The following is a 20,658-nucleotide window of genomic DNA, read 5'->3' as shown; positions in this document are numbered from 1 at the left end:
TGGAGGAGACCTTGGCGTCCGCCTGGCGGACCGCCGTGGTGCCCCCCTGCCGTCGTCCCGACGTGGTGGTCCCCGCCGGTCCGCTTCGCTCCACGAAGGGATCACCCATGGGAAAGCTCTCCCGTCTCCTCGGCCTGGCCACGGAGGCCCTCGACAAGACCACCGGTTCGACACGCGGTGAACACGGCGGTGCGTCCCGCTCGACCGAGTGGGGCGACCTGGGGCGTCGGGCCGCCGACGTCGTGCGGGGGTCGTCCGAGCCCTCCTCCCATCGGCCCGCACCCCAGGAGGCGCGTCCAGCGTCCGCCGACCGGTACTCGCCCCCGCCGGCCGGTGCGCCGACGACCTCCGGGCCGGCGAGCTCGGCGTCGCCGGTCTCCGAGTCGGATCGAGCGGCGATCGCCCGCTACGACTACCTTCTCCGCACGGCCGACCCCGAGCAGGTCGAGAGGATCCACCGCGACGCCTTTGCGCGGCTGACCCCGCAGCAGTGCGAGCACGTCGCCGCGCGGATGCGCGAGGAGCTCCCGCCGGGCGAGCGTCCGCGCTCTTCCTCGTCGGAAGATCTGTCGCGTGCCGCCGGCCGCGCGGAGGCCATGAACCCCGGCCGCATGCGCGGGCTCCTCTCGCGTGTCCGCGGTGGGGGCGCCGCGGGCGCAGCGCTCGCGGGAGGCGCCGCGGTCGGCGTGCTCGGGGTGGTCGCCGGTGGCGCCGTGCTCAGCACCGTCGCCGCTCCGCTCCTGGACCAGGCCGCGGGCTTCGGCGTCGACTTCGAGTCGCTCGCCGCCGGTCTGGACGTCGAGGCGCTCGCCGGCGGGTTCGATGTCGAGTCGCTCACGGGCGGCGCGGAGGACCTCGCAGGCTCGGTCGGCGACACGGTGTCCGGTCTCGGCGAGACGGCCTCTGGATGGGGAGAGCAGCTGGGGAACCTCGGCATCCCGGGTATCGGCGACCTGTTCGGCAGATGAACGCCCGAACGGATGACTCAGCCGAGCCTTCTCCGATATCCGCACAGCCCCTGACAGAGACGAGCCCTTGATGAGCCACGCCGCTGCCGTCGCGACGGCCGCCGAACACGGTTTCACCGGACTGACCGGTTTCGCCGCCGATGTCCTCACCGCCCTCGGAGACGTCGGGGTGGGGGTGCTGGTGTTCATGGAGGTGCTGATCCCTCCCATCCCGAGCGAGGTGATCCTGCCGTTCGCGGGATACCTGAGCCAGAGCGGCGAGCTGCACCTCGGCTGGCTCATCTTCTGGAGCACGCTCGCGTCGTGGATCGGCGCTCTGCTGCTCTACGGACTCGGACGCGCCATCGGGATGGAGCGCGCCGTGCGATTCCTCGCGGCGACGCGACTGGTCAGCAGATCCGACCTCGACCGCGGCGTGCACTGGTTCGCGCGCAGCGGCGGGTGGACGGTCCTGGTCGGCCGGATGGTCCCCGGTGTTCGGAGCCTGATCTCGATACCGGCCGGTGCCTCGCGCATGGGGCTGGTGCGCTTCAGCGTGTACACGATCGTCGGCAGCGGCCTCTGGAATGCGATGCTCATCGGCGTCGGAGCCGCCCTCGGCACGCAGCACGAGAAGCTCGAGAGCTACCTCGGATACCTCGACTACGTCGTGTACGCCGCGATCGCCGTGGCGCTCATCGTGCTGGTCCTCCGCAGGGTCCGGGAGTCGAGAGCCCAGGCCGCAGCACTCGCCGATGCTGCCGTGCTCGACGCTGCGAGGGAGCGAGAGTACCCCCGGTCGGACTCGAACCGACACTGAAGCGATTTTAAGTCGCCTGCCTCTGCCATTGGGCTACGGGGGCCCGTCGCCAGCCTACAAGCGCGACCGGGGTGCGACCGGGTTCCCGATTCTGTGAATCCGAGTCCGAGAAGCCGTAGGGTGGGGGAGTGCTCGACCTCACCGAAGAACTGAGCCCCACACCGGTCGCGCCCGAGTGGGAGGAACCCGCCCGATACTGGCCACGGCTCTCCGCGGCCACCGGACATCTGCCGGCGCCCGTCGCCGTGATCGACCGAGAGGCACTGCGCCACAACGCGCTCGATCTCCTCGTGCGCTCGGGTGGTCTGCCGATCCGCGTCGCCTCCAAGTCGGTGCGCGTGCGCGCGGTTCTCGACGCCGTGCTGGCGCTTCCGGGGTTCCACGGGATCCTGGCGTTCACACTGCCGGAGGCCCTCTGGCTCGCCGACACGCACGACGACATCGTGATCGGCTATCCGACCGTCGACCGCGCGGCGCTGCAGCGACTGTTCGCCGACGAGCAGGCCGCCGCGCGCATCACCCTCATGATCGATGACCCGGTGCACCTCGATGTCATCGACAGCGTCGCAGGACCCGGGAACCGTCCGGAGATCAGGGTCGCGATCGACGTCGACGCCTCGCTGCGCTCACCGCTGCTCGGGCACATCGGCGTGCGCCGCTCCGGACTGTTCACCGCCGGCGAGGTCGCCGCGTTCGCTCGCAAGGTCGTCGCCCGTCCGGGCTTCCGGCTGGTGGGGCTGCAGATGTACGACGCTCAGATCGCCGGTCAGGGAGACGCCGCAGGGCCGGATGCTCCGCTCATCCGCGCGGTGCAGGCGCGGTCCCGATCGGAGCTCCGCGAGCGCAGGGCGGAGATCGTCGCCGCGACCGCTCCCATCGCGCCGCTCGAGTTCCTCAACGGCGGCGGCACCGGCTCCCTGGAGTTCACGGGCAGCGACGAGTCGCTCACGGAGGCGAGTGCGGGCAGCGGTCTGCTCGGCGGGCACCTGTTCGACGGGTACCGCTCCTTCCGCCCCGCCCCGGCGGCTGCCTTCGCCTTCGACGTGGTGCGCAGACCGACCGCCGACATCGCGACCGTGCTGGGCGGCGGATGGATCGCCTCCGGGCCGCCCGTGGCGTCTCGCCAGCCGCTTCCCGTGTGGCCGGAGGGTCTGCGCACGATGCCGCGCGAGGCCGCGGGAGAGGTGCAGACACCGCTGCAGGGGAGAGCGGCGACGACTCTCGGCGTCGGCGACCGCGTCTGGTTCCGCCACTCCAAGAGCGGAGAAGCCGCGGAGCGCATCGAGGCGTACCACCTCGTCTCCGGCGACGAGATCATCGACGAGCTGCCGACGTACCGGGGCGAGGGAAAGGCGTTCCTGTGACGAGAATCGGCGGCACCTGGCAGAACTGGGCGCGCTCGGCATCCGTGAAGCCCCTCAGAGTGGAGCGTCCGCGCTCTCCCGAGGGTGTGCAGCGCGCGGTCACCGCTGCGGTCTCGCAGGGACTGACGGTGAAGGCGGTGGGGGCAGGCCACAGCTTCACCGGCATCGCCGTCGCTCCCGGGGTGCTGCTGGAGCTCGACGACCTGCAGGGACTGGTGTCGGCGGATGCCGCGACCGGTCGGGTGACGCTGCTCGCGGGCACCAGACTGCACCGGATCCCCGCGCTGCTCGCGCCCTACGGGCTCGCGATGCAGAACCTGGGGGACATCGACCGGCAGTCGATCTCCGGAGCCATCTCGACCGGCACCCATGGAACCGGCGTCGGATACGGCGGACTCGCCACCCAGGTGGTCGGCGTCACGATGATCACCGCCGCCGGAGAGTTCCTCCGCATCGACGAGCAGCAGAACGCCGAGATGCTCCCCGCCGTGGCCCTCGGGCTCGGCGCACTCGGCATCCTCGTCGAGGTCACTCTGCAGTGCGTGCCCGCGTTCGTCATGACCGCGATCGACGAGCCGGCTCCGCTGGACGACGTGCTCGCCACGATCGACGAGCGCGCCGCGTCATCCGATCACTTCGAGTTCTACTGGTTCCCCCACACGGACGTCGCCCTCACCAAGAGGCAGACGCGGCTCCCCGAGTCGACGCGCCGTGAGCCGCTCCCTCCCGTCGGGCGGTGGATCGACGAGACGCTGCTCTCCAACGGCGTGTACCGCGTGGTCTGCGCGGCCGGTCAGGCCGTGCCCTCGATCACGCCGCCGTTCAGCAGGCTCGCGGTGAAGCTCACGGGCGACCGCACGTACACCGATCTCTCGCACCGCGTGCTCACGCAGAGCCGCACGGTGCGCTTCCGCGAGATGGAGTACGCGCTGCCGGTCGAGAACGTGGTTCCGGCCTTCCGTGCCGTGCAGGAGCTGATCCGGGAGCGCGGATGGCGAATCGAGTTCCCCATCGAGGTGCGCTTCGCCCAGGAGGACGACCGCTGGCTGTCGACCGCCCACGGACGCGCGTCCGGCTACATCGCCGTGCACCGCTACTGGCGCGCCGACCCGACCCCGTATTTCGAGGCGGTCGAGCAGATCATGGTCGAGTACGGAGGGCGTCCGCACTGGGGCAAGCTGCACACGCGCACCGCGGATCAGCTGCGCGAGAGCTACCCGCGTTTCGACGACTTCACGGCCCTGCGTGACCGCCTCGACCCTGAGCGGCGCTTCGCCAACCGATACCTCGACCGCGTGCTCGGCGCCTGACCCCACCGCGCGGCGTACCCAGTCGACGCGCAGAGAGCGTCGATAGGATGGGGACAAAACGAGGAAGGGTGGGGCTCTGATGGAATGGCTCGTACCGGTACTGATCATCGTCGGTCTGGTTCTGCTCATCGGAATCTATCTCTGGGCGACGTACAACTCGCTGGTGCAGCTCAACGTCCGCGTCGATGAGGCCTGGAGCGGCATCACGGTGCAGCTCAAGAGACGCGCGGATCTCATCCCCAACCTCATCGAGACCGTCAAGGGCTACGCGTCTCACGAGAAGGCCGTCTTCGAGAACGTCACCCGTGCGCGTGCGGAGACGCTGTCGGCGGGCGGACCGGGCGAAGCCGGCATCGCCGAGGGCCACCTGCAGCAGGCGCTGCGCAGCCTGTTCGCGGTCGCCGAGGCGTACCCGCAGCTGCAGGCCAGCCAGAACTTCCTCCAGGTGCAGCAGTCGCTCGTCGACACGGAAGACAAGATCCAGGCCGCGCGACGCTTCTACAACGGCGGGGTGCGCGAGCTGAACACCAAGATCAAGGTGTTCCCGAACAACCTCTTCGCCAAGGGGCTCGGCTTCACCGAGCGCGAGTTCTTCGAGGTGGCCGACAGCGGAGCGATCTCCGAGCCTCCGCGCGTGCAGTTCTGACGCCTCGCTGGGATCTGACGTCTCACCAGACTGTGGTGCTTCACGGGGCCTTGGCGCCTCACGGCGCGGTGTTGTCCCGCCGGATCTGACGGCTCACCAGACTGCGGTGCCGTGCGGCATCCGACGCCTCACCACACGGAGAGGTCGACCGCGCTGTCGGTGACCTTCGCGTCGCCGCGCACCGCCCAGTCGTCTGTGCGATAGGTCTCGGTGCGCGCGGCACCGTCCTGCCCGGTTCCGCTGACCGTAGCGACGAGCGCTCCGCCGCTCGCCGTGAAGGAGTCTCCGTCCAGCACCAGCTCGGGCAGCTTCTCGACGCGATAGCGGATGCCGCTCACCGTGGAGAACTCGGTGCCCCAGGGGATGCGGATGCCGCAGTGCTCCGGTGGCTCGCTCGCCGTGCTGTCGGCGCACGCCGTGAGCAGGTCGTCGAGCGCGGCCTGGGCCCGCTCGGCGGCAGGGGCGGCAGTGGTCGCCGCGGGGCTCGGGGTGGGGCGAGCGGCGGGCGGAGCGCTCGCCGCCAGCCAGATCCACGCCGCGGCCGCGATCACCAGGACCGCGACGAGGGCGCCGATGATCCACCCCGCCCGTCTGCTCACGCAGCGCTCTCCCTGGCATGCACGTGGCGCGTCACCGAGGCGTCACCTCTCGCATCGAGCTCCCTGTGCAGGGCGTCGGCGGCCGTTCCCCAGCCCGACACCGACACGTGCTCCAAGCCCTGCCATGCGGCTGCGAGGGCGAGCTCGGCCGCGATGCGCTCCGCGTCTTCCGCTGGCCGGGACTGCGGCTCCCACCAGGCCGACTGCACCTGCAGCGTCGAGGCGGCGCGGTCGGCTTTGAGATCGACGCGCGCGACGATCCTGTCGCCGACGAGCACGGGCAGGGAGTAGTACCCGAAGCGTCGTTTCTCGGCTGGCACGTAGATCTCGATCCGGTAGTCGAGGTCGAACGCCCGCAGAGCCCTGTCCCGGAACCAGACGACCGGGTCGAACGGCGTCAGCAGCGCCGCGGCATCCACCCTCCGCGGCAGGGCGGCCTCGGTGTGGCGCCACGCGGGGAGCGGGCGCCCCTGCCGCTCCCACCCCTTCACGTGCACGGGCACCAGCTCACCGGCGTCCGTCAGGTCGGCGATCGCGGTGCTGATCGCGGACCGGTCACGGATGCGGTAGTAGTCGGCGAGGTCCGACGCCGTCGCGATTCCGGAGGAGCGGGCGGCGCGACGCGTGAGCTCGCGGATCGCGTCGGGCACCGCGATCTCCTGCGACAGGATGCCCGCTGGCACGACCTGCTCGGCCAGCGCGTAGGTGCGCTCGAAGCCCTTGCGCCCGCTGATGGCGACGTCGCCGGTGCGCCAGAGGTGCTCGAGGGCGAGCTTCACCTCGTCCCAGTCCCACCAGGTGCCGCGTTCGCGCGGAGCGTCGGCTCTGATGTCGGCCGGCCGCAGCGGACCGCGTGCCCGCAGCTCGTCCTGAACCCACGCGAGCGTGCGGGCATTGCCGGCGGCCCAGGAATCGGGGTTCGAGAGCCGCTTCCGGAAGTACTCGCGGCGGAAGCGCCACAGCGGCCAGTCCTCGATCGGCATGAAGGTCGCCTCGTGAGCGAGGTACTCGACGTAGTGGGTCGTGCGTGAGAGGAAGACCCGATCGAGCAGCGCCGGATCGTACGCCCCGAGTCGCGAGAACAGCGGCATGTAGTGCGACCGTGCGAACACGTTGACCGAGTCGATCTGCAGCACGCCGAGCCGCCCCATGACGGTGTGCAGGTGGCGGGCGGAGACGGATGCGGGGCGCGAGCGCGTGAAGCCCTGCGCGGCGAGAGCGATCCGTCTGGCCTGGGCGGCGCTGAGGGTATCTGTCACGTCGCCAGCGTAACGCCGGGCGCCGACACCGGCCGCTCCGGCGTTCGTCGACGCGTGATCCCCGTAGACTTGGGCGATGAGTGAAGAGCAGCGTCCGAGGCTGAGGGATCTCTTCCGCCCGCGCCCGGTCTCGACCGACCGCACCGTCACCACAGAGGCCGACGAGGCCGTTCCGATCGGGTTGCGCATCACGGCGGGCTATGCGTGGCGCATCCTGCTGATCGCCGCAGTGGTCGCCGGGTTCATCTGGATCGTCATCCAGCTGAAGCTCCTGGTGATCCCGCTCATGGTCGGCATCCTGATCACCGCCCTGCTCTGGCCGGCGTTCGAGTGGATGCTGCGGCACAGGTTCCCCCGCTGGGCGGCGGTCGCAATCGCGATCGCCGGCACTCTCGCGATCGTCGCCGTGCTGATGACTCTCGTGGTCTGGCAGGTGCGCTCCCAGCTGCCCGACGTTCAGGCGCGCAGCACCGACGCCATCGAGGAGTTCCGCCAGTTCCTGCTGAACGGGCCCCTGCACCTCAGCGAGAAGCAGATCCAGGACTACCTCGACGCGGGTCGCACGTTCATCAACGAGCAGGCGAAGCTCCTCTGGAACGGCGCGCTCGTCGTGGGCGCAACGGCCGCGCACATCGTCACCGGAGCCGTGCTCTCCCTGTTCATCCTGATCTGCCTGCTCGCCGACGGCGGGGGCATCTGGAAGTGGACGCTGCGGCTCTTCCCGCGAGCCGCTCGCCCCGCCGCGGACGGCGCCGCCCGCAACGGGTGGGCGACGATCGTCAACTACGCCCGCACGCAGCTCTTCGTCGCCGCCATCGACGCCGTGGGCATCGGGCTCGGCGCGCTGCTGCTCGGCGTCCCGCTCGCGATCCCCGTCGCCGTGCTGGTGTTCCTCGGCTCGTTCGTGCCGATCGTCGGAGCGGTCGTCACGGGCGCGATCGCCGTCCTGCTCGCCCTCGTCTACAACGGACCGTGGATCGCCCTGGCGATGCTCGGAGTCGTGCTCCTCGTCCAGCAGGTCGAGGGTCACATCCTGCAGCCGATCATGATGGGCTCCGCGGTGAAGGTGCACCCGCTCGCGGTCGTGCTCGTCGTCGCCGGCGGCTCGATGATCGGCGGCATCCCCGGGGCGCTGTTCGCGGTTCCCCTCGCGGCGTTCGTCAACGTCGCGGCCGTCACCGTCAGCACCGGATCCTGGCGCACCGGCGCCCAGCCCGATGCGGACCTTATCTGGAGTACAGTCCCGCGGCAGCGGAGAAGGAGCAATCGATGAGCGCAGTCCCCAGCCTGACCGAGTTCGAGCACGCGGCTCAGAGCCTGGCTGAGGTGATTTCGCACACGCCGACGCTGCCGTCCCGTGCGCTGTCGGACATTCTGGGCGCGCCGGTGCTGCTGAAGATGGAGAACCTGCAGCGCACCGGATCCTTCAAGATCCGCGGGGCCGCCTACCGGCTGTCGCGGCTGAGCCCCGAGGAGCGCGCACGCGGCGTCGTGGCGGCATCCGCCGGCAATCACGCCCAGGGCGTCGCTCTGGCCGCGCAGTCGCTCGGCATCCCCGCCACGATCTTCATGCCCCTGGGCGTTCCCGTCCCCAAGTTGCTCGCGACCAGGGGCTACGGCGCCGACGTCGTGCTGGAGGGGGAGACGGTCGCGACGTCGCTCCGTCTCGCGGCCGAGTTCGCCGAACGCACCGGCGCCGTGCTGATCCACCCCTTCGACCACCGTGACATCGTGATCGGCCAGGGCACGCTCGGACTCGAGCTCCTCGAAGACGCTCCCGAGGTCGACACCATCCTCCTCGGCATCGGCGGGGGCGGCCTGATCGCCGGCGTCGCCGCAGCGGTCAAGGCCCGTGCCGCCGAGCTCGGACGCACGGTCCGCATCATCGGCGTCCAGGCCGAGAACGCGGCCGCGATCCCGCCGTCGCTCGTGGCCGGACACCCCGTCGACATCGAGACACGGCCCACGATCGCCGACGGCATCCTCGTGGCGCGCCCAGGGGCGATCCCGTTCGACATCATCAAGGACCTCGTCGACGAGGTGGTCACGGTCACGGATGACGACCTGGCGCGTGCGATCCTCGTGCTGCTCGAGCAGGCGAAGGTCGTCGCGGAGCCCGCCGGAGCCGCAGGAGTGGCGGCGATCCTCGCCGGCAAGGTCACGGCGACCGGCACGACCATGGCGGTGATCTCCGGGGGTAACATCGATCCGCTGCTGCTGCAGCGCGTCGTGTCGCACGGGCTCGCGGCATCCGGTCGGTACCTCACCATCCGCATTCCTCTGCCCGACCGGCCCGGTCAGCTCGCCCGCGTGTCGGAGCTCATCGCCGAGGCCGGAGCCAACGTCATCGAGGCGATGCACACCCGGCACGGGCACGGCCTGCAGATCAGCGAGGTGTTCCTCGAACTCAGCGTCGAGACGCGTGGCGCGGAGCACTCCGAGCACACGCTCGACACGCTGCGCCGTGCGGGCTTCGAGCCCATCGTCGTCCCCGACTGAGCGCATCACACGAAGAAGCCCCGTCCGTGAGGACGGGGCTTCTTCGTGTGATGCGGGACGCGATCAGCCCGTGTAGGTCTCGACGTCCACGATCTCGACCGAGATCGAGCGGCCGTTCGGAGCCTCGTACGACGACTTCTCGCCGACCTTGAGGCCGAGGATCGCCTGTCCGAGGGGGCTCGCCTCGCTGTACACGTCGAGGTCGCTGCCCACCGCGATCTCGCGGCTGCCGAGGAGGAAGACCTCTTCGCCGCCGGCGACGATCGCGGTGACGACGGTGCCCGGCTCGACGATGCCGCGGCTCGCGGGAGCCTCGCCGACCTTCGCGGTCTTGAGGAGGCTCTCCAGCGTGCGGATGCGCGCCTCCTGCTTGCCCTGCTCGTCCTTGGCGGCGTGGTATCCGCCGTTCTCCTTGAGGTCGCCCTCTTCGCGTGCGGCCTCGATGCGCTTGGCGATCTCGTCGCGGCCGGTGGTGGACAGGTGCTCCAGCTCAGCGACGAGCCGGTCGTATGCTTCCTGCGTGAGGAAGGGAACCTGAGCATCGGTAGACATGACGAAGCTCCTTCGTTCGGTATCCCGGCCGCACCTGCGGGGGATATGCCAAGACGCCCCGGCACGGTGCCAGGGCGTCGTCTGTCTGCGTCGAGTCTAGGCGACCCAGCAGGTGTTCACCAAACCTGTGGTGGCCTTCGACACGGTCGGCACCGTGGCGGACAGCGCCTGGGAATGGTCATCCCCTGCGGGGATCTCCACGACCTTCCAGCCCACGACGCCGAACTCCTCGTCGAGTGCTTCGACGATGCACGTGACGGCCTTCCCCTGCACTCCGGTGAGCTGGAACCGCACATTCACGCTGTGCTGGTCGACGAGGTCGAAGCCGAGATCGTCGGCATCCACCGACTGCATCTCGCGCACAGCGGTCATCCATCCGAACGCGCCGATCGCGACGACGGCGACGACGATCGCGATGATCCACGGCATCCGCTTCCTGCGGGTGCGGCCATAGCGTTCGTCGAGCTCTTGTGCGGTCGTCACGGGTGGGGTCTTCCGGTCGTTAGGCTGGTGGTTCCAGGTTATGCGACCTGCGCATGAAAGGCCGACACATGCTCGCTCTGACCGACACCCCGATGCCGACGCCCACGATGACGGTGAAGCCGGAGTTGGTCACCCCCGGTTTCGTCGGCTTCGCCGCGGTCGTGATCATCCTCATCGCGGTGATCCTGCTCATCCTCGACATGAACCGCCGCATCCGGCGCGTGCGGTACCGCGAGGAGGTCAGGGAGGAGCTGGATGCCGAAGAGGCCGCGCTCGCGGCCGACAGAGCCACCGAGACCGACGCCGACCTCCCGATCGTCGACGAGGGCGATGACGATCCGCTGAGGCGCTGAGGCGCTGAGGGCGGCCCCTCCGGGCGATCAGCCCGGGATGCCCAGCGAGGGGCTCAGCGGAGCAAGCGCGATGAGCAGGCACGCCGCCCAGTGACACAGGAACGCGAGCACCGTGCACACGTGGAAGATCTCGTGGAAGCCGAAGCGACCCGGCCACGGGTTGGGCTTCTTCATCGCGTAGATGACCGCGCCGACCGTGTAGAGCAGTCCACCGACGATCACCAGCACCACCATCGCGACATTCGCGCGGAACAGATCGCCCATGTACATCACCGCGGCCCAGCCCAGCGCCAGGTAGAGAGCCACATAGAGCCAGCGGGGGGCGTTGAGCCAGAACACCCGGAACAGGATGACGAGCAGTGCGCCGCTCCACACGAACACGAGCAGCAGCGTGCCCTTCTCCGGGGGGAGTGCGAGCACGGCGAGCGGAGTGTAGGTTCCGGAGATCAGCAGCACGATGTTCACGTGATCGATGCGCTTGAGGATGACCTTGACGGCGGGGCGCCAGTTGAAGCGGTGGTACAGCGCCGAGTTGCCGAACAGCAGCAGCGAGGTCGCCATGAACACCGCGGATGCCCACTTGCCGGGAGTTCCGACCGTGAGCGCGATGAGGACGATGCCCGCGACGATCGCGATCGGGAAGATGCCGGCGTGGATCCAGCCGCGCCAGGTCGGCTTGATCTCGACCGCGGCGTCCTTCGCCGCCGCGTCGAGGAGCGGCAGCTGCGGGACGTCGGGAAGCGAGGGCTCGGGTGTGCTCACGTGCTCACTCTAGGCCGGGCCGCATGCCGTGCGGCGTACATATCCACAGCTTCCGCTCCGGCTCAGGGCCCTCCGGCGCGGTAGCGTAGGGGAGTGATGTCACGGGAGAGTCAGGGGCGAGGTCCGCTGTACCGGCTCTACACCAGCCGACTGCGCCGCCACCTGAACCGCGCGTCCATGCCGCACCACGTCGCCATGATGATCGACGGCAACCGTCGGTGGGCGAGACAGCTGGGCTACACGACGCCGGCGGAGGGCCACCGCGCCGGCGCCGCCAAGATGCGGGAGTTCCTCGGCTGGTGCGATGAGCTCGGCATCCGGGTGGTCTCGCTGTACCTCCTCTCGAGCGACAACCTCCGCAAGCGCGACTCCGCGGAGCTCGCCGACCTGATCGAGATCATCGCGGAGCTCGCCGAGGCGCTCTCCCGCGAGGGCAATTGGCGGGTCAAGCACGTCGGGCGCTCCGACATCCTCCCGAAGGAGCTCGCGCGGGTGCTGGCGGATGCCGAGGAACGCACGCGCGATCACACCGGACTCCATGTGAACCTCGCGGTCGGCTACGGCGGACGCAACGAGATCGTCGACGCCGTGCGCAGCATCCTGGTGAAGCACGAGGCCTCCGGCGGGACGATGGAGGACCTCGCGGCCCATCTCACCCCCGAGATGATCGGCGAGCACCTGTACACGGGCGGCCAGCCCGACCCCGACCTCGTGATCCGCACGAGCGGTGAGCAGCGGCTGAGCGACTTCCTCCTCTGGCAGAGCGCGCACAGCGAGTTCTACTTCGTGGAGGCTCTCGGCCCTGACCTGCGCCAGGTCGACTTCCTCCGCGCGATCCGCGACTACGCCGACCGCGACCGCCGCTTCGGCCGCTGAGCCGGCGTGCCAGAATGACGCGGTGAGCACTTTCGACGACTACCTCGCGACCTTCGACGCCGAACCCGGCTATCTGAACTGGGCGGCCTTCGGGCCGCTGTCGCCCTCGGTTCGCGAGGAGGTCTTCGCCGACGCCGATCTGCTCGGCAGCGGACGTCCGTCGTCGCTCGCGCTGGTGGAGGAGCGCCTCGGGCAGGCACAGGAGCTCGTCGCCGAGCTCCTCGGCGCAGACGCCGCCGACGTGACCCTGCAGGGCTCGTCGACGCACGGTCTCATGCAGGCGCTGTACGGACTCTCGGGCGCTGTGGTCGCCGCGACAGGGGAGTTCCCGAGCGTCAGTCTCACTCTGGAGCGCGCAGCCCAGGCTTCTCACGGCGCCCTCGTGCCGCGATGGATCTCCCCGGAGGACGGGCGCGTGACGCCGGATGCCGTCGCCGGAGCGCTCGACGACGGGGTGTCGGCGGTCGCGGTGAGTCACGTCGACTTCCGCACGGGCTACCGGGTCGACATCGCCGCCCTGCGCGAGCTGATCGGCCCCGACCGTCTGCTGATCCTCGACGCCGTGCAGTCCTTCGGTCTCGTGGAGGCCGACTACGCCGCGGCCGACGTCGTCGTCGGCCACGGATACAAGTGGCTCAGGGCGGGACGCGGCACCGGCTTCGCGTGGTTCTCCGCGCGGGCGCGGGAGCGCATCGTGCCCGTCCTCAGCGGGATCACCGGCACCACGGCATCCGGACTCGTCATCGACGAGCTGCCTGCGCCGGCGGCGTCGGGGCAGGCGTACACGGTCAGCCGCCCGGACACGCTGGCGGCCGGGCGGCTGGCGATCGGCGTCCGCGATGTGCGCGACGCCGGCGTCGCGTCGATCGAGGAGCGCCTCGCGGAGCGGGTCGATGCGGTCCTGGAGATCGCCGACCGGCACGGCATCGCGGTGAGCTCTCCCCGTGAGCGCACCGCCCGCGCGGGGATCGTGACGCTGGCGCCCGAGGAACCCGCGCGGCTCGCGGCGGCGTTCGCGAACGCCGGGCTCGTCGTCACCGCCCGCGGCGCATCGGTGCGTCTGGCCCCGCACGCCGGGACGGACGACGCGACCCTGCAGCTCCTCGACGACACCCTGGCATCCTTCGGCAACGAGACGTTCATCAGCGCGTAACGAATCGATGGCGTGTCGTCGCGCGGAAATGTCCGCGCCTGGTCGTACCTTCTAGGCATCGGGCAAGGCGCCCGGTCGGGTCGGCCTCAGGTTCTCGACTCGTGACCCCCTGGTCGACTCGTTCGCAAAGCCGGGAATCCCCGGGTCGGGAGTGGTCGTGACCTCACGTACAGCGCAGCAGCCCACAGGCACCGCGCAGCAGCAGTCCACCCGCAAGACGACGCGAGGGGCGTCGCCGCAGGGCCCTGATCAGGACCTCCGCACCTACGTGCTCGACACGTCCGTGCTGCTGAGCGATCCGCAGGCGTTCTTCCGCTTCGCCGAACACTCCGTCGTTCTCCCGGTGGTCGTGATCAGCGAACTGGAAGGCAAGCGCCACGACCCCGAGATCGGCTACTTCGCCCGTCAGGCGCTGCGCCACCTCGATGATCTGCGGGTCGAGCACGGACGACTCGACTTCCCGGTCGAGGTGGGCGACGGCGGCACGCTCCGCGTCGAGCTCGCCAACACCGACTCATCGGTGCTCCCCGCCGGGATCCGGCTGAGCGACAACGACACCCGCATCCTCTCCGTGGCCATGCACCTCGCCGCAGACGGGCAGGACGTCACCATCGTGTCGAAGGACCTCCCGATGCGCGTGAAGGCGGCATCGCTCGGCCTGCGCGCCGAGGAGTACCTCGCCGAGCAGGCCGTCGATTCCGGATGGACGGGAATCACGACCCTCGACCTCTCCGGAGACGAGATCAGCGACCTCTACGAGAGCGAGGTCGGCCTCAGCGAGGACGCCAGGGGGCTGCCGGTCAACACCGGACTCATCATCCACTCGGAGCGGGGATCCGCGCTCGGACGGGTCACCCGCGACGGGGAGTACCGGCTCGTCCGCGGCGATCGGGACATCTTCGGCATGCACGGCCGCTCCGCCGAGCAGCGCATCGCGATCGACCTCCTGCTCGACCCCGACATCGGCATCGTCTCCCTCGGCGGACGTGCGGGCACCGGCAAGTCGGCCCTGGCGCTCTGCGCCGGGCTGGAGGCCGTGCTGGAGCGCCAGCAGCAGAAGAAGATCATCGTGTTCCGGCCGCTGTTCGCCGTCGGCGGGCAGGACCTGGGGTACCTCCCCGGCGACCGCGACGAGAAGATGGGACCGTGGGGCCAGGCGGTGTTCGACACCCTCGGCTCGGTCGTCTCGGGCAACGTCATGGAGGAGGTCGTCGAGCGCGGCATCCTCGAGGTGCTCCCGCTGACGCACATCCGCGGGCGCTCGCTGCACGACGCGTTCGTGATCGTCGACGAGGCGCAGTCCCTGGAGCGCAACGTGCTGCTGACCGTCCTGAGCCGCATGGGTCAGAACTCGCGGGTCATCCTGACCCACGACGTCGGACAGCGAGACAACCTGCGCGTGGGCCGTCACGACGGCATCGCCAGCGTCATCGAGACACTCAAGGGGCACGACCTGTTCGCCCACGTCACCCTGACGCGCTCCGAGCGCTCGGCGATCGCCGCACTCGTGACCGAGTTGCTGGAGGGCAGCGAGCTCAGCTGACAGACGCAGAAAGACGGATGCCGCGGGGACCAGGTCCCCGCGGCATCCGTCTTGTGACGACCGGCTCAGCCGGCGTGCGTCATGCTCAGCAGATCGAGCTTCTCGTCGAGCTGCTCGAGGGTCAGCTCTCCGCGCTCGACGTAGCCGAGGTCGATCACGGCGTCGCGCACCGTGATGCCCTTGGCGACCGAGTGCTTCGCGATCTTCGCCGCGGCCTCGTAGCCGATGAGCTTGTTGAGCGGCGTCACGATCGACGGGCTCATGCCGGCGAACGCCGCTGCGCGCTCCAGGTTCGCCTGCAGGCCGTCGACGGTCTTGTCGGCGAGCACGCGCGAGGCGTTCGAGAGGAGGCGGATCGACTCGAGCAGCGCCGTGCCCATGACCGGGATCGCGACGTTCAGCTCGAACGAGCCGGAGGCGCCGGCCCAGGCCACGGTCGCGTCGTTGCCGATGACCCTGGCGCACACCATGAGCACGGCCTCCGGGACGACCGGGTTGACCTTGCCGGGCATGATCGAGGAGCCGGGCTGCAGGTCGGGGATGTGCAGCTCGCCCAGACCGGTGTTGGGGCCGGAGCCCATCCAGCGCAGGTCGTTGTTGATCTTGGTCAGCGAGACCGCGATGGTGCGCAGGGCGCCGGATGCCTCGACGAGGCCGTCGCGGTTGGCCTGCGCCTCGAAGTGGTCCTTCGCCTCGGTGATGGGCAGCTCGGTCTCGGCCGCGAGCAGCGCGATGACCTTCTGCGGGAATCCGAGCGGCGTGTTGATGCCGGTGCCGACAGCGGTGCCGCCGAGCGGGACCTCCGCGACGCGGGGGAGAGCAGACTGCACGCGCTCGATGCCGAGGCGGATCTGACGCGCGTAGCCGCCGAACTCCTGGCCGAGCGTCACGGGCGTGGCGTCCATGAGGTGCGTGCGGCCGGACTTGACGGCGTCCTTCCACAGCTCGGCCTTGGCCTCGAGAGCCACGGCGAGGTGGTCGAGCGCGGGGATGAGCGTGTCGATGAGCGCCTGGGTGACGGCGATGTGCACGGACGTCGGGAACACGTCGTTCGAAGACTGCGACGCGTTCACGTGGTCGTTGGGGTGCACGGTCGCGCCGAGGATGCGCGTCGCGAGGGTCGCGAGCACCTCGTTCATGTTCATGTTCGACGACGTGCCGGAGCCGGTCTGGTAGGTGTCGACCGGGAACTCGCCGTCGTGGATGCCGGCGGCGACCTGGTCCGCGGCCTGGGCGATCGCGTCGGCGATGGCGCCGTCGAGCGTGCCGAGCTCCTTGTTGGCGAGCGCTGCGGCCTTCTTGATGCGCGCGAGGGCGGCGATCTGCGTCGACTCCAGGCCCTTGCCCGAGATCGGGAAGTTCTCCACGGCTCGCTGGGTCTGCGCACCGTAGAGCGCGTTCACGGGCACCCGCACCTCGCCCATGGTGTCGTGCTCGATGCGGTACTCGGTGTCGGTCATTCCGAACCCTCCTTGGTTTCGGGGTCGTTCCCCTGGATGTGTGTCTGGTGCTTCTATCGGGGGTCTGTGGCGTCGATGCCGACGGTGATGACCGGGACGGCGGTGCCCTCGGCCAGTCGGTAGTTGGCGCCGACGATGCCCAGGCGACCCTCTGCGACGGCGTTGGAGATGAGCTCCGACGACTGCAGCAGGTCGCTGACGGTGTTGCGCAGGTGCTCCCGGCCGACCAGCTCCGAGTCGATGTCGGCGACCGTGGTGCCGCCGTTCTCGACGAGCACCTTGCGGGCTGCGGGGACGATCGGGGCGATGAGCTTCCAGATGTGCGGAGGCAGGGGAGCGGCGTCGATGGCGGTGCCGTCGATCGCCGCCCGCACCGCACCGCAGGAGTCGTGCGCGAGGACCACGATCAGCGGCACGTTCAGCACGGCCACCGCATACTCCAGGCTCGCGACGATCGACTCGCCGATGACCTGGCCCGCATTGCGCACGACGAACAGGTCGCCGAGGCCGAGGTCGAAGATGATCTCGGCCGCAAGGCGCGAGTCCGAGCATCCGAAGAGGGTAGCCACCGGGTTCTGCGCTGCGGCCAGGTCCTTCCTCCGAGCGACGTCCTGGTTGGGATGGCGGGGCTCGTCGGCGACGAAGCGCTGGTTGCCCTCCTGCATCTGCTTCCAGGCGGCGGCGGGGGTGAGAGCCGTGGTCATGAGGCCTCCGAGAGGGCGTGGATCTGCGGGATGAGGGATTCGGCGAGCTCGGCCGTCGAATCGGCCGAACGCGACCCGTACAGGAGCACGTAGTCGGATCCGGCCTGGGTGCCGATCGCGTAGGTGATGTTCTGCTTCGCACCGGCGTCGCCGACCCGGTAGACATCCCACTCGACACCGCCGATCGTGGTGGTGTCTGTGGGAGCCGTGCCGTTCAGACGCTGCGGGGCCCAGCTGGATTCGGCGTCGAAGGCCTGCGCGATCTTGATGTATCCGCGCTCCTTGTCGCCCTTCGGAGCGAGAGTGACGTCCCACACGACCGTGGATCCGCTGGTCAGCTCCGCCGCGTTGACGCGCCAGAAGGTGCCGGTATCGGGGAGGATGACGGGGCGCTTCATGGTGGATTCGACATCGGCGGCGATACCGGCGATGTCGACCTTGGGGGCGGATGCCGGCTCGCCCCGCGGTACCGCGAAGACGATGACGGCGACGACCGCCAGCGTCACGATGAGGGCGGCGACCAGGCTGCGCACGTTCTGGCTGGAGCGGTAGGCCCTGCTGGACTCGGCCTTGCGCGCCGCGGTCTCCTCGGGAGTCTCCGGGCGTCCGAGCTCGGCGACGATGGGGGCGGGCTTGTTCACGATTCGTCCTCTTCGGATCCCGTGGCACGGGCGGCGTCCAGGCGGCGCTTCGCGCCCAGCAGCCACTCCTCGCAGCGGGCGGCGAGAGCTTCGCCGCGCTCCCACAGGGCCAGCGACTGCTCGAGGGTCGGTGCGCCCTGCTCGAGTTCGGAGACGACCCTCACGAGCTCGTCGCGTGCGGCCTCGAACGACAGCGTCTCAACCGGGGTGTCGTTCTGCGCGCTCACCCCACCATCCTACGCGGTGCCCGGGGACACTCCCCTCGGGCCCGGTCATCGTCAGGGCGCTTCGGAGATCTCGCCGTCGGACACCGCGGCGACCGATCCCCGGTCGACGGTGATCGTCAGCGGAGTGCCGGCGGGGGCGTCGGCGGCGTCGCGCAGGATCACACCGCCGTCGAGGTGGGCGATCGCGTAGCCGCGGGCCAACGTCGCCGCGGGCGAGAGTGCACGCAGGGAGGCACGCAGCTCGCTGGTCTTCCGCGCTGCGGCGTCGAGCTGGCGGGAGATCGTGTCGCGTCCCCTGGACTGCAGCAGCCACAGCTCCTGAGCGCGGTTGTCGATGATCGGATCGGGGGAGCGCAGCGCCGGGCGCGAGCGCAGCTGCTGCAGCTGCGCGATGTCATGGCCGACGCGCTGCGTGAGCCGGGTCGTCGCGCGCGAACGCAGCTGCGCGATGAGCGCGCGCTGCTCTCCCACATCGGGCACCACGCGCTTCGCCGCGTCCGTCGGAGTGGAGGCTCGCAGGTCGGCGACGTCGTCGAGCAGGGGGTGGTCGTTCTCGTGACCGATCGCGCTCACGATCGGAGTGGACGCAGCGGCCACGGCGCGCACGAGGCGCTCGTCGCTGAAGCCGAGCAGGGTCTGCGGATCGCCGCCCCCGCGGGCGATGATGATGACGTCGACCTCGGGGTCGGCATCCAGCCGGGCGAGTGCGGCGAGAGTGTCGGGTACGCAGCGGTCACCCTGCACGGCGGCGTACTCGGTGCGGAACCGCACCTGCGGCCACCGCAGCTCGGCGTTGCGATGCACGTCTTTCTCGGCATCGGAGCGCTCGCCGGTGATGAGTCCGATCACGTGCGGGAGGAAGGGGAGCCGCTTCTTCCGCGCGGGGTCGAACAGACCCTCCTGACGCAGCTGCGCGCGCAGCTTCTCCAGGCGCTCGAGCTGATCGCCGAGGCCGACGTGCTTCATGGCCGAGACGGCGAAGCTGAAGTCGCCGCTCTTGACGAAGTAGTCGGACTTCACCGCGGCGATGACGTGATCGCCGACGCCGAGGTCGTTCGGGATGCGCGCGCGCACGCTCGACCAGATCCTGATCGAGATCTGGGCATCCGAGCGCGTGTCCTTGAGGCGGGCGAACACGTTGCCTGCACGCACGTTCCAGGAGGTGATCTCGCCTTCGACCCAGACCGTGTTCCACTTGGCGACGAAGTCGCGGATGGTCGCATTCAGCCGTGCGACCGAGGTCGGAGCATCCGCCGTCGAATCGCGCGGCGCGACAGCATCGGCGGGCGGCGCCTCGCCCGGCGCCGTCTCGGCTTCGAAGACCGTCATGTGCTCCCGTCCTACCCGGCTCTGTCCAGCTTTGCGGCGGTAGAATTCCAGAGTGACTTCGACTGCCGTGCATCTGCCTGCCCCGCGTATCCCACGAGTGCGTGCGGCGGCCGGGCGGCTTCAGGATAACCCGGTCCAGGGACAGAAGCGGGTTCTGCTCGCCGCTCCCCGCGGCTACTGCGCCGGCGTCGACCGTGCGGTGGTGGCGGTGGAGAAGGCGCTGGAGCGCTACGGGGCGCCGGTCTACGTGCGCAAGCAGATCGTCCACAACATCCACGTCGTCACCGAGCTGGAGGCCAAGGGGGCGATCTTCGTCGAAGAGGTCGATGAGGTGCCTGAGGGCGCCCATGTCGTCTTCAGCGCGCACGGCGTCTCGCCGGCAGTGGTGAACGCGGCGTCGGATCGAGGACTCCACGCGATCGACGCGACCTGCCCCCTGGTGACCAAGGTGCACCGCGAGGCCGTGCGCTTCGCACGGGACGACTTCGAGATCCTGCTCATCGGGCACGAGGGACACGAAGAGGTCGAGGGCACGGCGGGTGAAGCCCCCGAGCACGTCACGGTCGTGAACTCCCCGGAGGAAGCCGACACCGTCCAGGTCAAGGATCCGTCGAAGGTCGTCTGGCTGTCGCAGACCACGCTCTCCGTCGACGAGACGATGGAGACGGTGAACCGACTCCGTCTGCGCTTCCCCGAGCTGCACAACCCGCCGTCCGACGACATCTGCTACGCCACCCAGAACCGTCAGGTCGCGATCAAGAAGGTCGCGGCGAACGCCGACCTCGTGATCGTCGTCGGCTCCTCGAACTCGTCGAACTCGGTGCGTCTCGTCGAGGTCGCGCTCGAGTACGGCGCCAAGGCCGCCTACCGCGTGGACTACGCGGAGGAGGTCAAGCAGGAGTGGCTCGACGGCGTCGCCACGGTCGGCGTGACCAGCGGAGCATCCGTTCCCGAGGTGCTCGTGCGCGAGGTGCTGGATGCTCTCGACGGCGCCGGCTACCACGACGTCGAAGAGGTGCGCACGGCTGAGGAGGACCTCATGTTCTCGCTTCCCAAGGAGCTGAGGCAGGACGCCACGGGGCAGCGCGACGCGCGCGCCCTCGGCGGGCGGGCCTCCGGGGGCGCATAGGA

The 20,658-nt window shown here is 69.8% G+C and carries 22 protein-coding genes and 1 tRNA gene; 12 read left to right on the top strand and 11 right to left on the bottom strand.

The features are described from left to right. Positions 1-107: 107 nt before the first annotated feature. Together LC438_RS12755 and LC438_RS12750 are read left to right on the top strand one after the other, a co-directional pair. Complete coding sequence (locus LC438_RS12755; RefSeq protein WP_223586770.1) at positions 108-968, top strand: cation-transporting ATPase; 861 nt, start codon at positions 108-110, stop codon at positions 966-968. A gap of 70 nt (positions 969-1,038) precedes the next feature. Continuing rightward, positions 1,039-1,767 (top strand): DedA family protein, encoded by a 729-nt coding sequence (locus tag LC438_RS12750; protein WP_223586769.1) that lies wholly within the window; start codon positions 1,039-1,041, stop codon positions 1,765-1,767. Here LC438_RS12750 and LC438_RS12745 read toward each other — a convergent pair. Next, positions 1,738-1,810 (bottom strand) — tRNA-Leu (locus LC438_RS12745). The genes LC438_RS12750 and LC438_RS12745 overlap by 30 nt on opposite strands. 85 nt (positions 1,811-1,895) lie before the next feature. Between LC438_RS12745 and LC438_RS12740 the strand changes: the two genes are divergently transcribed. The 3 genes from LC438_RS12740 (at position 1,896) to LC438_RS12730 (ending at position 5,087) form a co-directional block, all read left to right on the top strand. Further along, entirely contained in the window at positions 1,896-3,131 is a 1,236-nt protein-coding gene (locus tag LC438_RS12740) for an alanine racemase (protein ID WP_223586768.1), read from the top strand. After that, positions 3,128-4,441 carry a D-arabinono-1,4-lactone oxidase gene (locus LC438_RS12735; RefSeq protein WP_105672594.1) on the top strand — a complete coding sequence of 438 codons (1,314 nt, stop codon included), beginning with the start codon at positions 3,128-3,130 and terminating at the stop codon, positions 4,439-4,441. The genes LC438_RS12740 and LC438_RS12735 overlap by 4 nt, the downstream gene beginning before the upstream one ends. Positions 4,442-4,520: 79 nt before the next feature. Next, complete coding sequence (locus LC438_RS12730) at positions 4,521-5,087, top strand: LemA family protein (protein ID WP_105672593.1); 567 nt, start codon at positions 4,521-4,523, stop codon at positions 5,085-5,087. Positions 5,088-5,215: 128 nt separating this feature from the next. On the opposite strand, the gene LC438_RS12725 is transcribed toward LC438_RS12730, so the two are convergent. Together LC438_RS12725 and LC438_RS12720 are read right to left on the bottom strand one after the other, a co-directional pair. Beyond that, positions 5,216-5,686, bottom strand: coding sequence for a hypothetical protein (locus tag LC438_RS12725; protein WP_223586767.1), 471 nt, complete (start codon positions 5,684-5,686; stop codon positions 5,216-5,218). Next, positions 5,683-6,945, bottom strand: a complete 1,263-nt coding sequence (locus LC438_RS12720) for a winged helix-turn-helix domain-containing protein (protein WP_223586766.1) — start codon at positions 6,943-6,945, stop codon at positions 5,683-5,685. Before LC438_RS12720 ends, LC438_RS12725 begins: the two co-directional genes overlap by 4 nt. Positions 6,946-7,021: 76 nt before the next feature. Between LC438_RS12720 and LC438_RS12715 the strand changes: the two genes are divergently transcribed. Both LC438_RS12715 and ilvA read left to right on the top strand, forming a co-directional pair. Then, entirely contained in the window at positions 7,022-8,218 is a 1,197-nt protein-coding gene (locus LC438_RS12715; RefSeq protein ID WP_223586765.1) for an AI-2E family transporter, read from the top strand. Further along, positions 8,215-9,444 (top strand): threonine ammonia-lyase, encoded by a 1,230-nt coding sequence (gene ilvA / locus LC438_RS12710; protein ID WP_105672590.1) that lies wholly within the window; start codon positions 8,215-8,217, stop codon positions 9,442-9,444. Before LC438_RS12715 ends, ilvA begins: the two co-directional genes overlap by 4 nt. 63 nt (positions 9,445-9,507) lie before the next feature. Here the strand turns inward: ilvA and greA are convergent, their stop codons facing one another. Together greA and LC438_RS12700 are read right to left on the bottom strand one after the other, a co-directional pair. Continuing rightward, a complete protein-coding gene (greA, locus tag LC438_RS12705; RefSeq protein WP_105672589.1) occupies positions 9,508-9,996 on the bottom strand; it encodes a transcription elongation factor GreA in 489 nt (162 codons plus the stop codon). 96 nt (positions 9,997-10,092) lie between these two features. Continuing rightward, the gene (locus LC438_RS12700; RefSeq protein ID WP_105672588.1) at positions 10,093-10,479 is read right to left on the bottom strand and encodes a DUF4307 domain-containing protein; all 387 of its coding nucleotides are present in this window, start codon (positions 10,477-10,479) and stop codon (positions 10,093-10,095) included. Positions 10,480-10,547: 68 nt separating this feature from the next. Here LC438_RS12700 and LC438_RS12695 point away from each other — a divergent pair, with 68 nt between their 5' ends. Continuing rightward, a complete protein-coding gene (locus LC438_RS12695) occupies positions 10,548-10,832 on the top strand; it encodes a hypothetical protein (protein WP_223586764.1) in 285 nt (94 codons plus the stop codon). A gap of 27 nt (positions 10,833-10,859) precedes the next feature. Here LC438_RS12695 and LC438_RS12690 read toward each other — a convergent pair whose 3' ends face one another. Then, positions 10,860-11,594, bottom strand: a complete 735-nt coding sequence (locus tag LC438_RS12690) for a hemolysin III family protein (protein ID WP_105672587.1) — start codon at positions 11,592-11,594, stop codon at positions 10,860-10,862. A 96-nt stretch (positions 11,595-11,690) separates the two neighbouring features. Between LC438_RS12690 and LC438_RS12685 the strand changes: the two genes are divergently transcribed. The 3 genes from LC438_RS12685 (at position 11,691) to LC438_RS12675 (ending at position 15,166) form a co-directional block, all read left to right on the top strand. Continuing rightward, positions 11,691-12,470: an isoprenyl transferase gene (locus tag LC438_RS12685; protein WP_105672586.1), complete on the top strand. Its 780-nt coding sequence runs from the start codon at positions 11,691-11,693 to the stop codon at positions 12,468-12,470. 22 nt (positions 12,471-12,492) lie between these two features. Beyond that, positions 12,493-13,623 carry an aminotransferase class V-fold PLP-dependent enzyme gene (locus tag LC438_RS12680; protein WP_223586763.1) on the top strand — a complete coding sequence of 377 codons (1,131 nt, stop codon included), beginning with the start codon at positions 12,493-12,495 and terminating at the stop codon, positions 13,621-13,623. A 157-nt stretch (positions 13,624-13,780) separates the two neighbouring features. Further along, a complete protein-coding gene (locus LC438_RS12675; RefSeq protein WP_374197879.1) occupies positions 13,781-15,166 on the top strand; it encodes a PhoH family protein in 1,386 nt (461 codons plus the stop codon). A 65-nt stretch (positions 15,167-15,231) separates the two neighbouring features. Here the strand turns inward: LC438_RS12675 and LC438_RS12670 are convergent, their stop codons facing one another. Genes LC438_RS12670 through xseA form a run of 5 tightly spaced genes read right to left on the bottom strand, consistent with a single transcriptional unit; the run spans position 15,232 to position 19,527 of the window. Continuing rightward, positions 15,232-16,626 carry an aspartate ammonia-lyase gene (locus tag LC438_RS12670; RefSeq protein WP_223586762.1) on the bottom strand — a complete coding sequence of 465 codons (1,395 nt, stop codon included), beginning with the start codon at positions 16,624-16,626 and terminating at the stop codon, positions 15,232-15,234. 53 nt (positions 16,627-16,679) lie between these two features. Further along, complete coding sequence (locus tag LC438_RS12665) at positions 16,680-17,330, bottom strand: carbonic anhydrase (protein ID WP_105672583.1); 651 nt, start codon at positions 17,328-17,330, stop codon at positions 16,680-16,682. Further along, positions 17,327-17,971: a DUF4245 family protein gene (locus LC438_RS12660; RefSeq protein WP_223586761.1), complete on the bottom strand. Its 645-nt coding sequence runs from the start codon at positions 17,969-17,971 to the stop codon at positions 17,327-17,329. Before LC438_RS12660 ends, LC438_RS12665 begins: the two co-directional genes overlap by 4 nt. Further along, positions 17,968-18,198 carry an exodeoxyribonuclease VII small subunit gene (locus tag LC438_RS12655; protein WP_223586760.1) on the bottom strand — a complete coding sequence of 77 codons (231 nt, stop codon included), beginning with the start codon at positions 18,196-18,198 and terminating at the stop codon, positions 17,968-17,970. The genes LC438_RS12660 and LC438_RS12655 overlap by 4 nt, the downstream gene beginning before the upstream one ends. Positions 18,199-18,249: 51 nt before the next feature. Further along, entirely contained in the window at positions 18,250-19,527 is a 1,278-nt protein-coding gene (gene xseA / locus LC438_RS12650) for an exodeoxyribonuclease VII large subunit (protein WP_223586759.1), read from the bottom strand. An 88-nt stretch (positions 19,528-19,615) separates the two neighbouring features. On the opposite strand from xseA, the gene LC438_RS12645 reads away from it, so the two are divergent. Then, a complete protein-coding gene (locus LC438_RS12645) occupies positions 19,616-20,656 on the top strand; it encodes a 4-hydroxy-3-methylbut-2-enyl diphosphate reductase (RefSeq protein ID WP_308116192.1) in 1,041 nt (346 codons plus the stop codon). Positions 20,657-20,658: the final 2 nt, after the last annotated feature.

This window comes from Microbacterium sp. OVT16B (assembly GCF_019969705.1).
Taxonomy (GTDB): domain Bacteria; phylum Actinomycetota; class Actinomycetes; order Actinomycetales; family Microbacteriaceae; genus Microbacterium; species Microbacterium natoriense.
The sequence above is the reverse complement of the archived record's forward strand: the minus strand, read 5'-3'. Positions and strand labels throughout refer to the sequence as shown.

Excerpts from the sequence above, each read along its gene's own strand:
- LC438_RS12750 (WP_223586769.1), top strand. The coding sequence starts at position 1,039 with ATGAGCCACGCCGCTGCCGTCGCGACGGCCGCCGAACACGGTTTCACC.
- LC438_RS12715 (WP_223586765.1), top strand. The coding sequence starts at position 7,022 with ATGAGTGAAGAGCAGCGTCCGAGGCTGAGGGATCTCTTCCGCCCGCGC.
- LC438_RS12695 (WP_223586764.1), top strand. The coding sequence starts at position 10,548 with ATGCTCGCTCTGACCGACACCCCGATGCCGACGCCCACGATGACGGTG.
- LC438_RS12730 (WP_105672593.1), top strand. The coding sequence starts at position 4,521 with ATGGAATGGCTCGTACCGGTACTGATCATCGTCGGTCTGGTTCTGCTC.
- ilvA (WP_105672590.1), top strand. The coding sequence starts at position 8,215 with ATGAGCGCAGTCCCCAGCCTGACCGAGTTCGAGCACGCGGCTCAGAGC.
- LC438_RS12685 (WP_105672586.1), top strand. The coding sequence starts at position 11,691 with ATGTCACGGGAGAGTCAGGGGCGAGGTCCGCTGTACCGGCTCTACACC.
- LC438_RS12755 (WP_223586770.1), top strand. The coding sequence starts at position 108 with ATGGGAAAGCTCTCCCGTCTCCTCGGCCTGGCCACGGAGGCCCTCGAC.
- greA (WP_105672589.1), bottom strand. The coding sequence starts at position 9,996 with ATGTCTACCGATGCTCAGGTTCCCTTCCTCACGCAGGAAGCATACGAC.
- LC438_RS12670 (WP_223586762.1), bottom strand. The coding sequence starts at position 16,626 with ATGACCGACACCGAGTACCGCATCGAGCACGACACCATGGGCGAGGTG.
- LC438_RS12665 (WP_105672583.1), bottom strand. The coding sequence starts at position 17,330 with ATGACCACGGCTCTCACCCCCGCCGCCGCCTGGAAGCAGATGCAGGAG.
- xseA (WP_223586759.1), bottom strand. The coding sequence starts at position 19,527 with ATGACGGTCTTCGAAGCCGAGACGGCGCCGGGCGAGGCGCCGCCCGCC.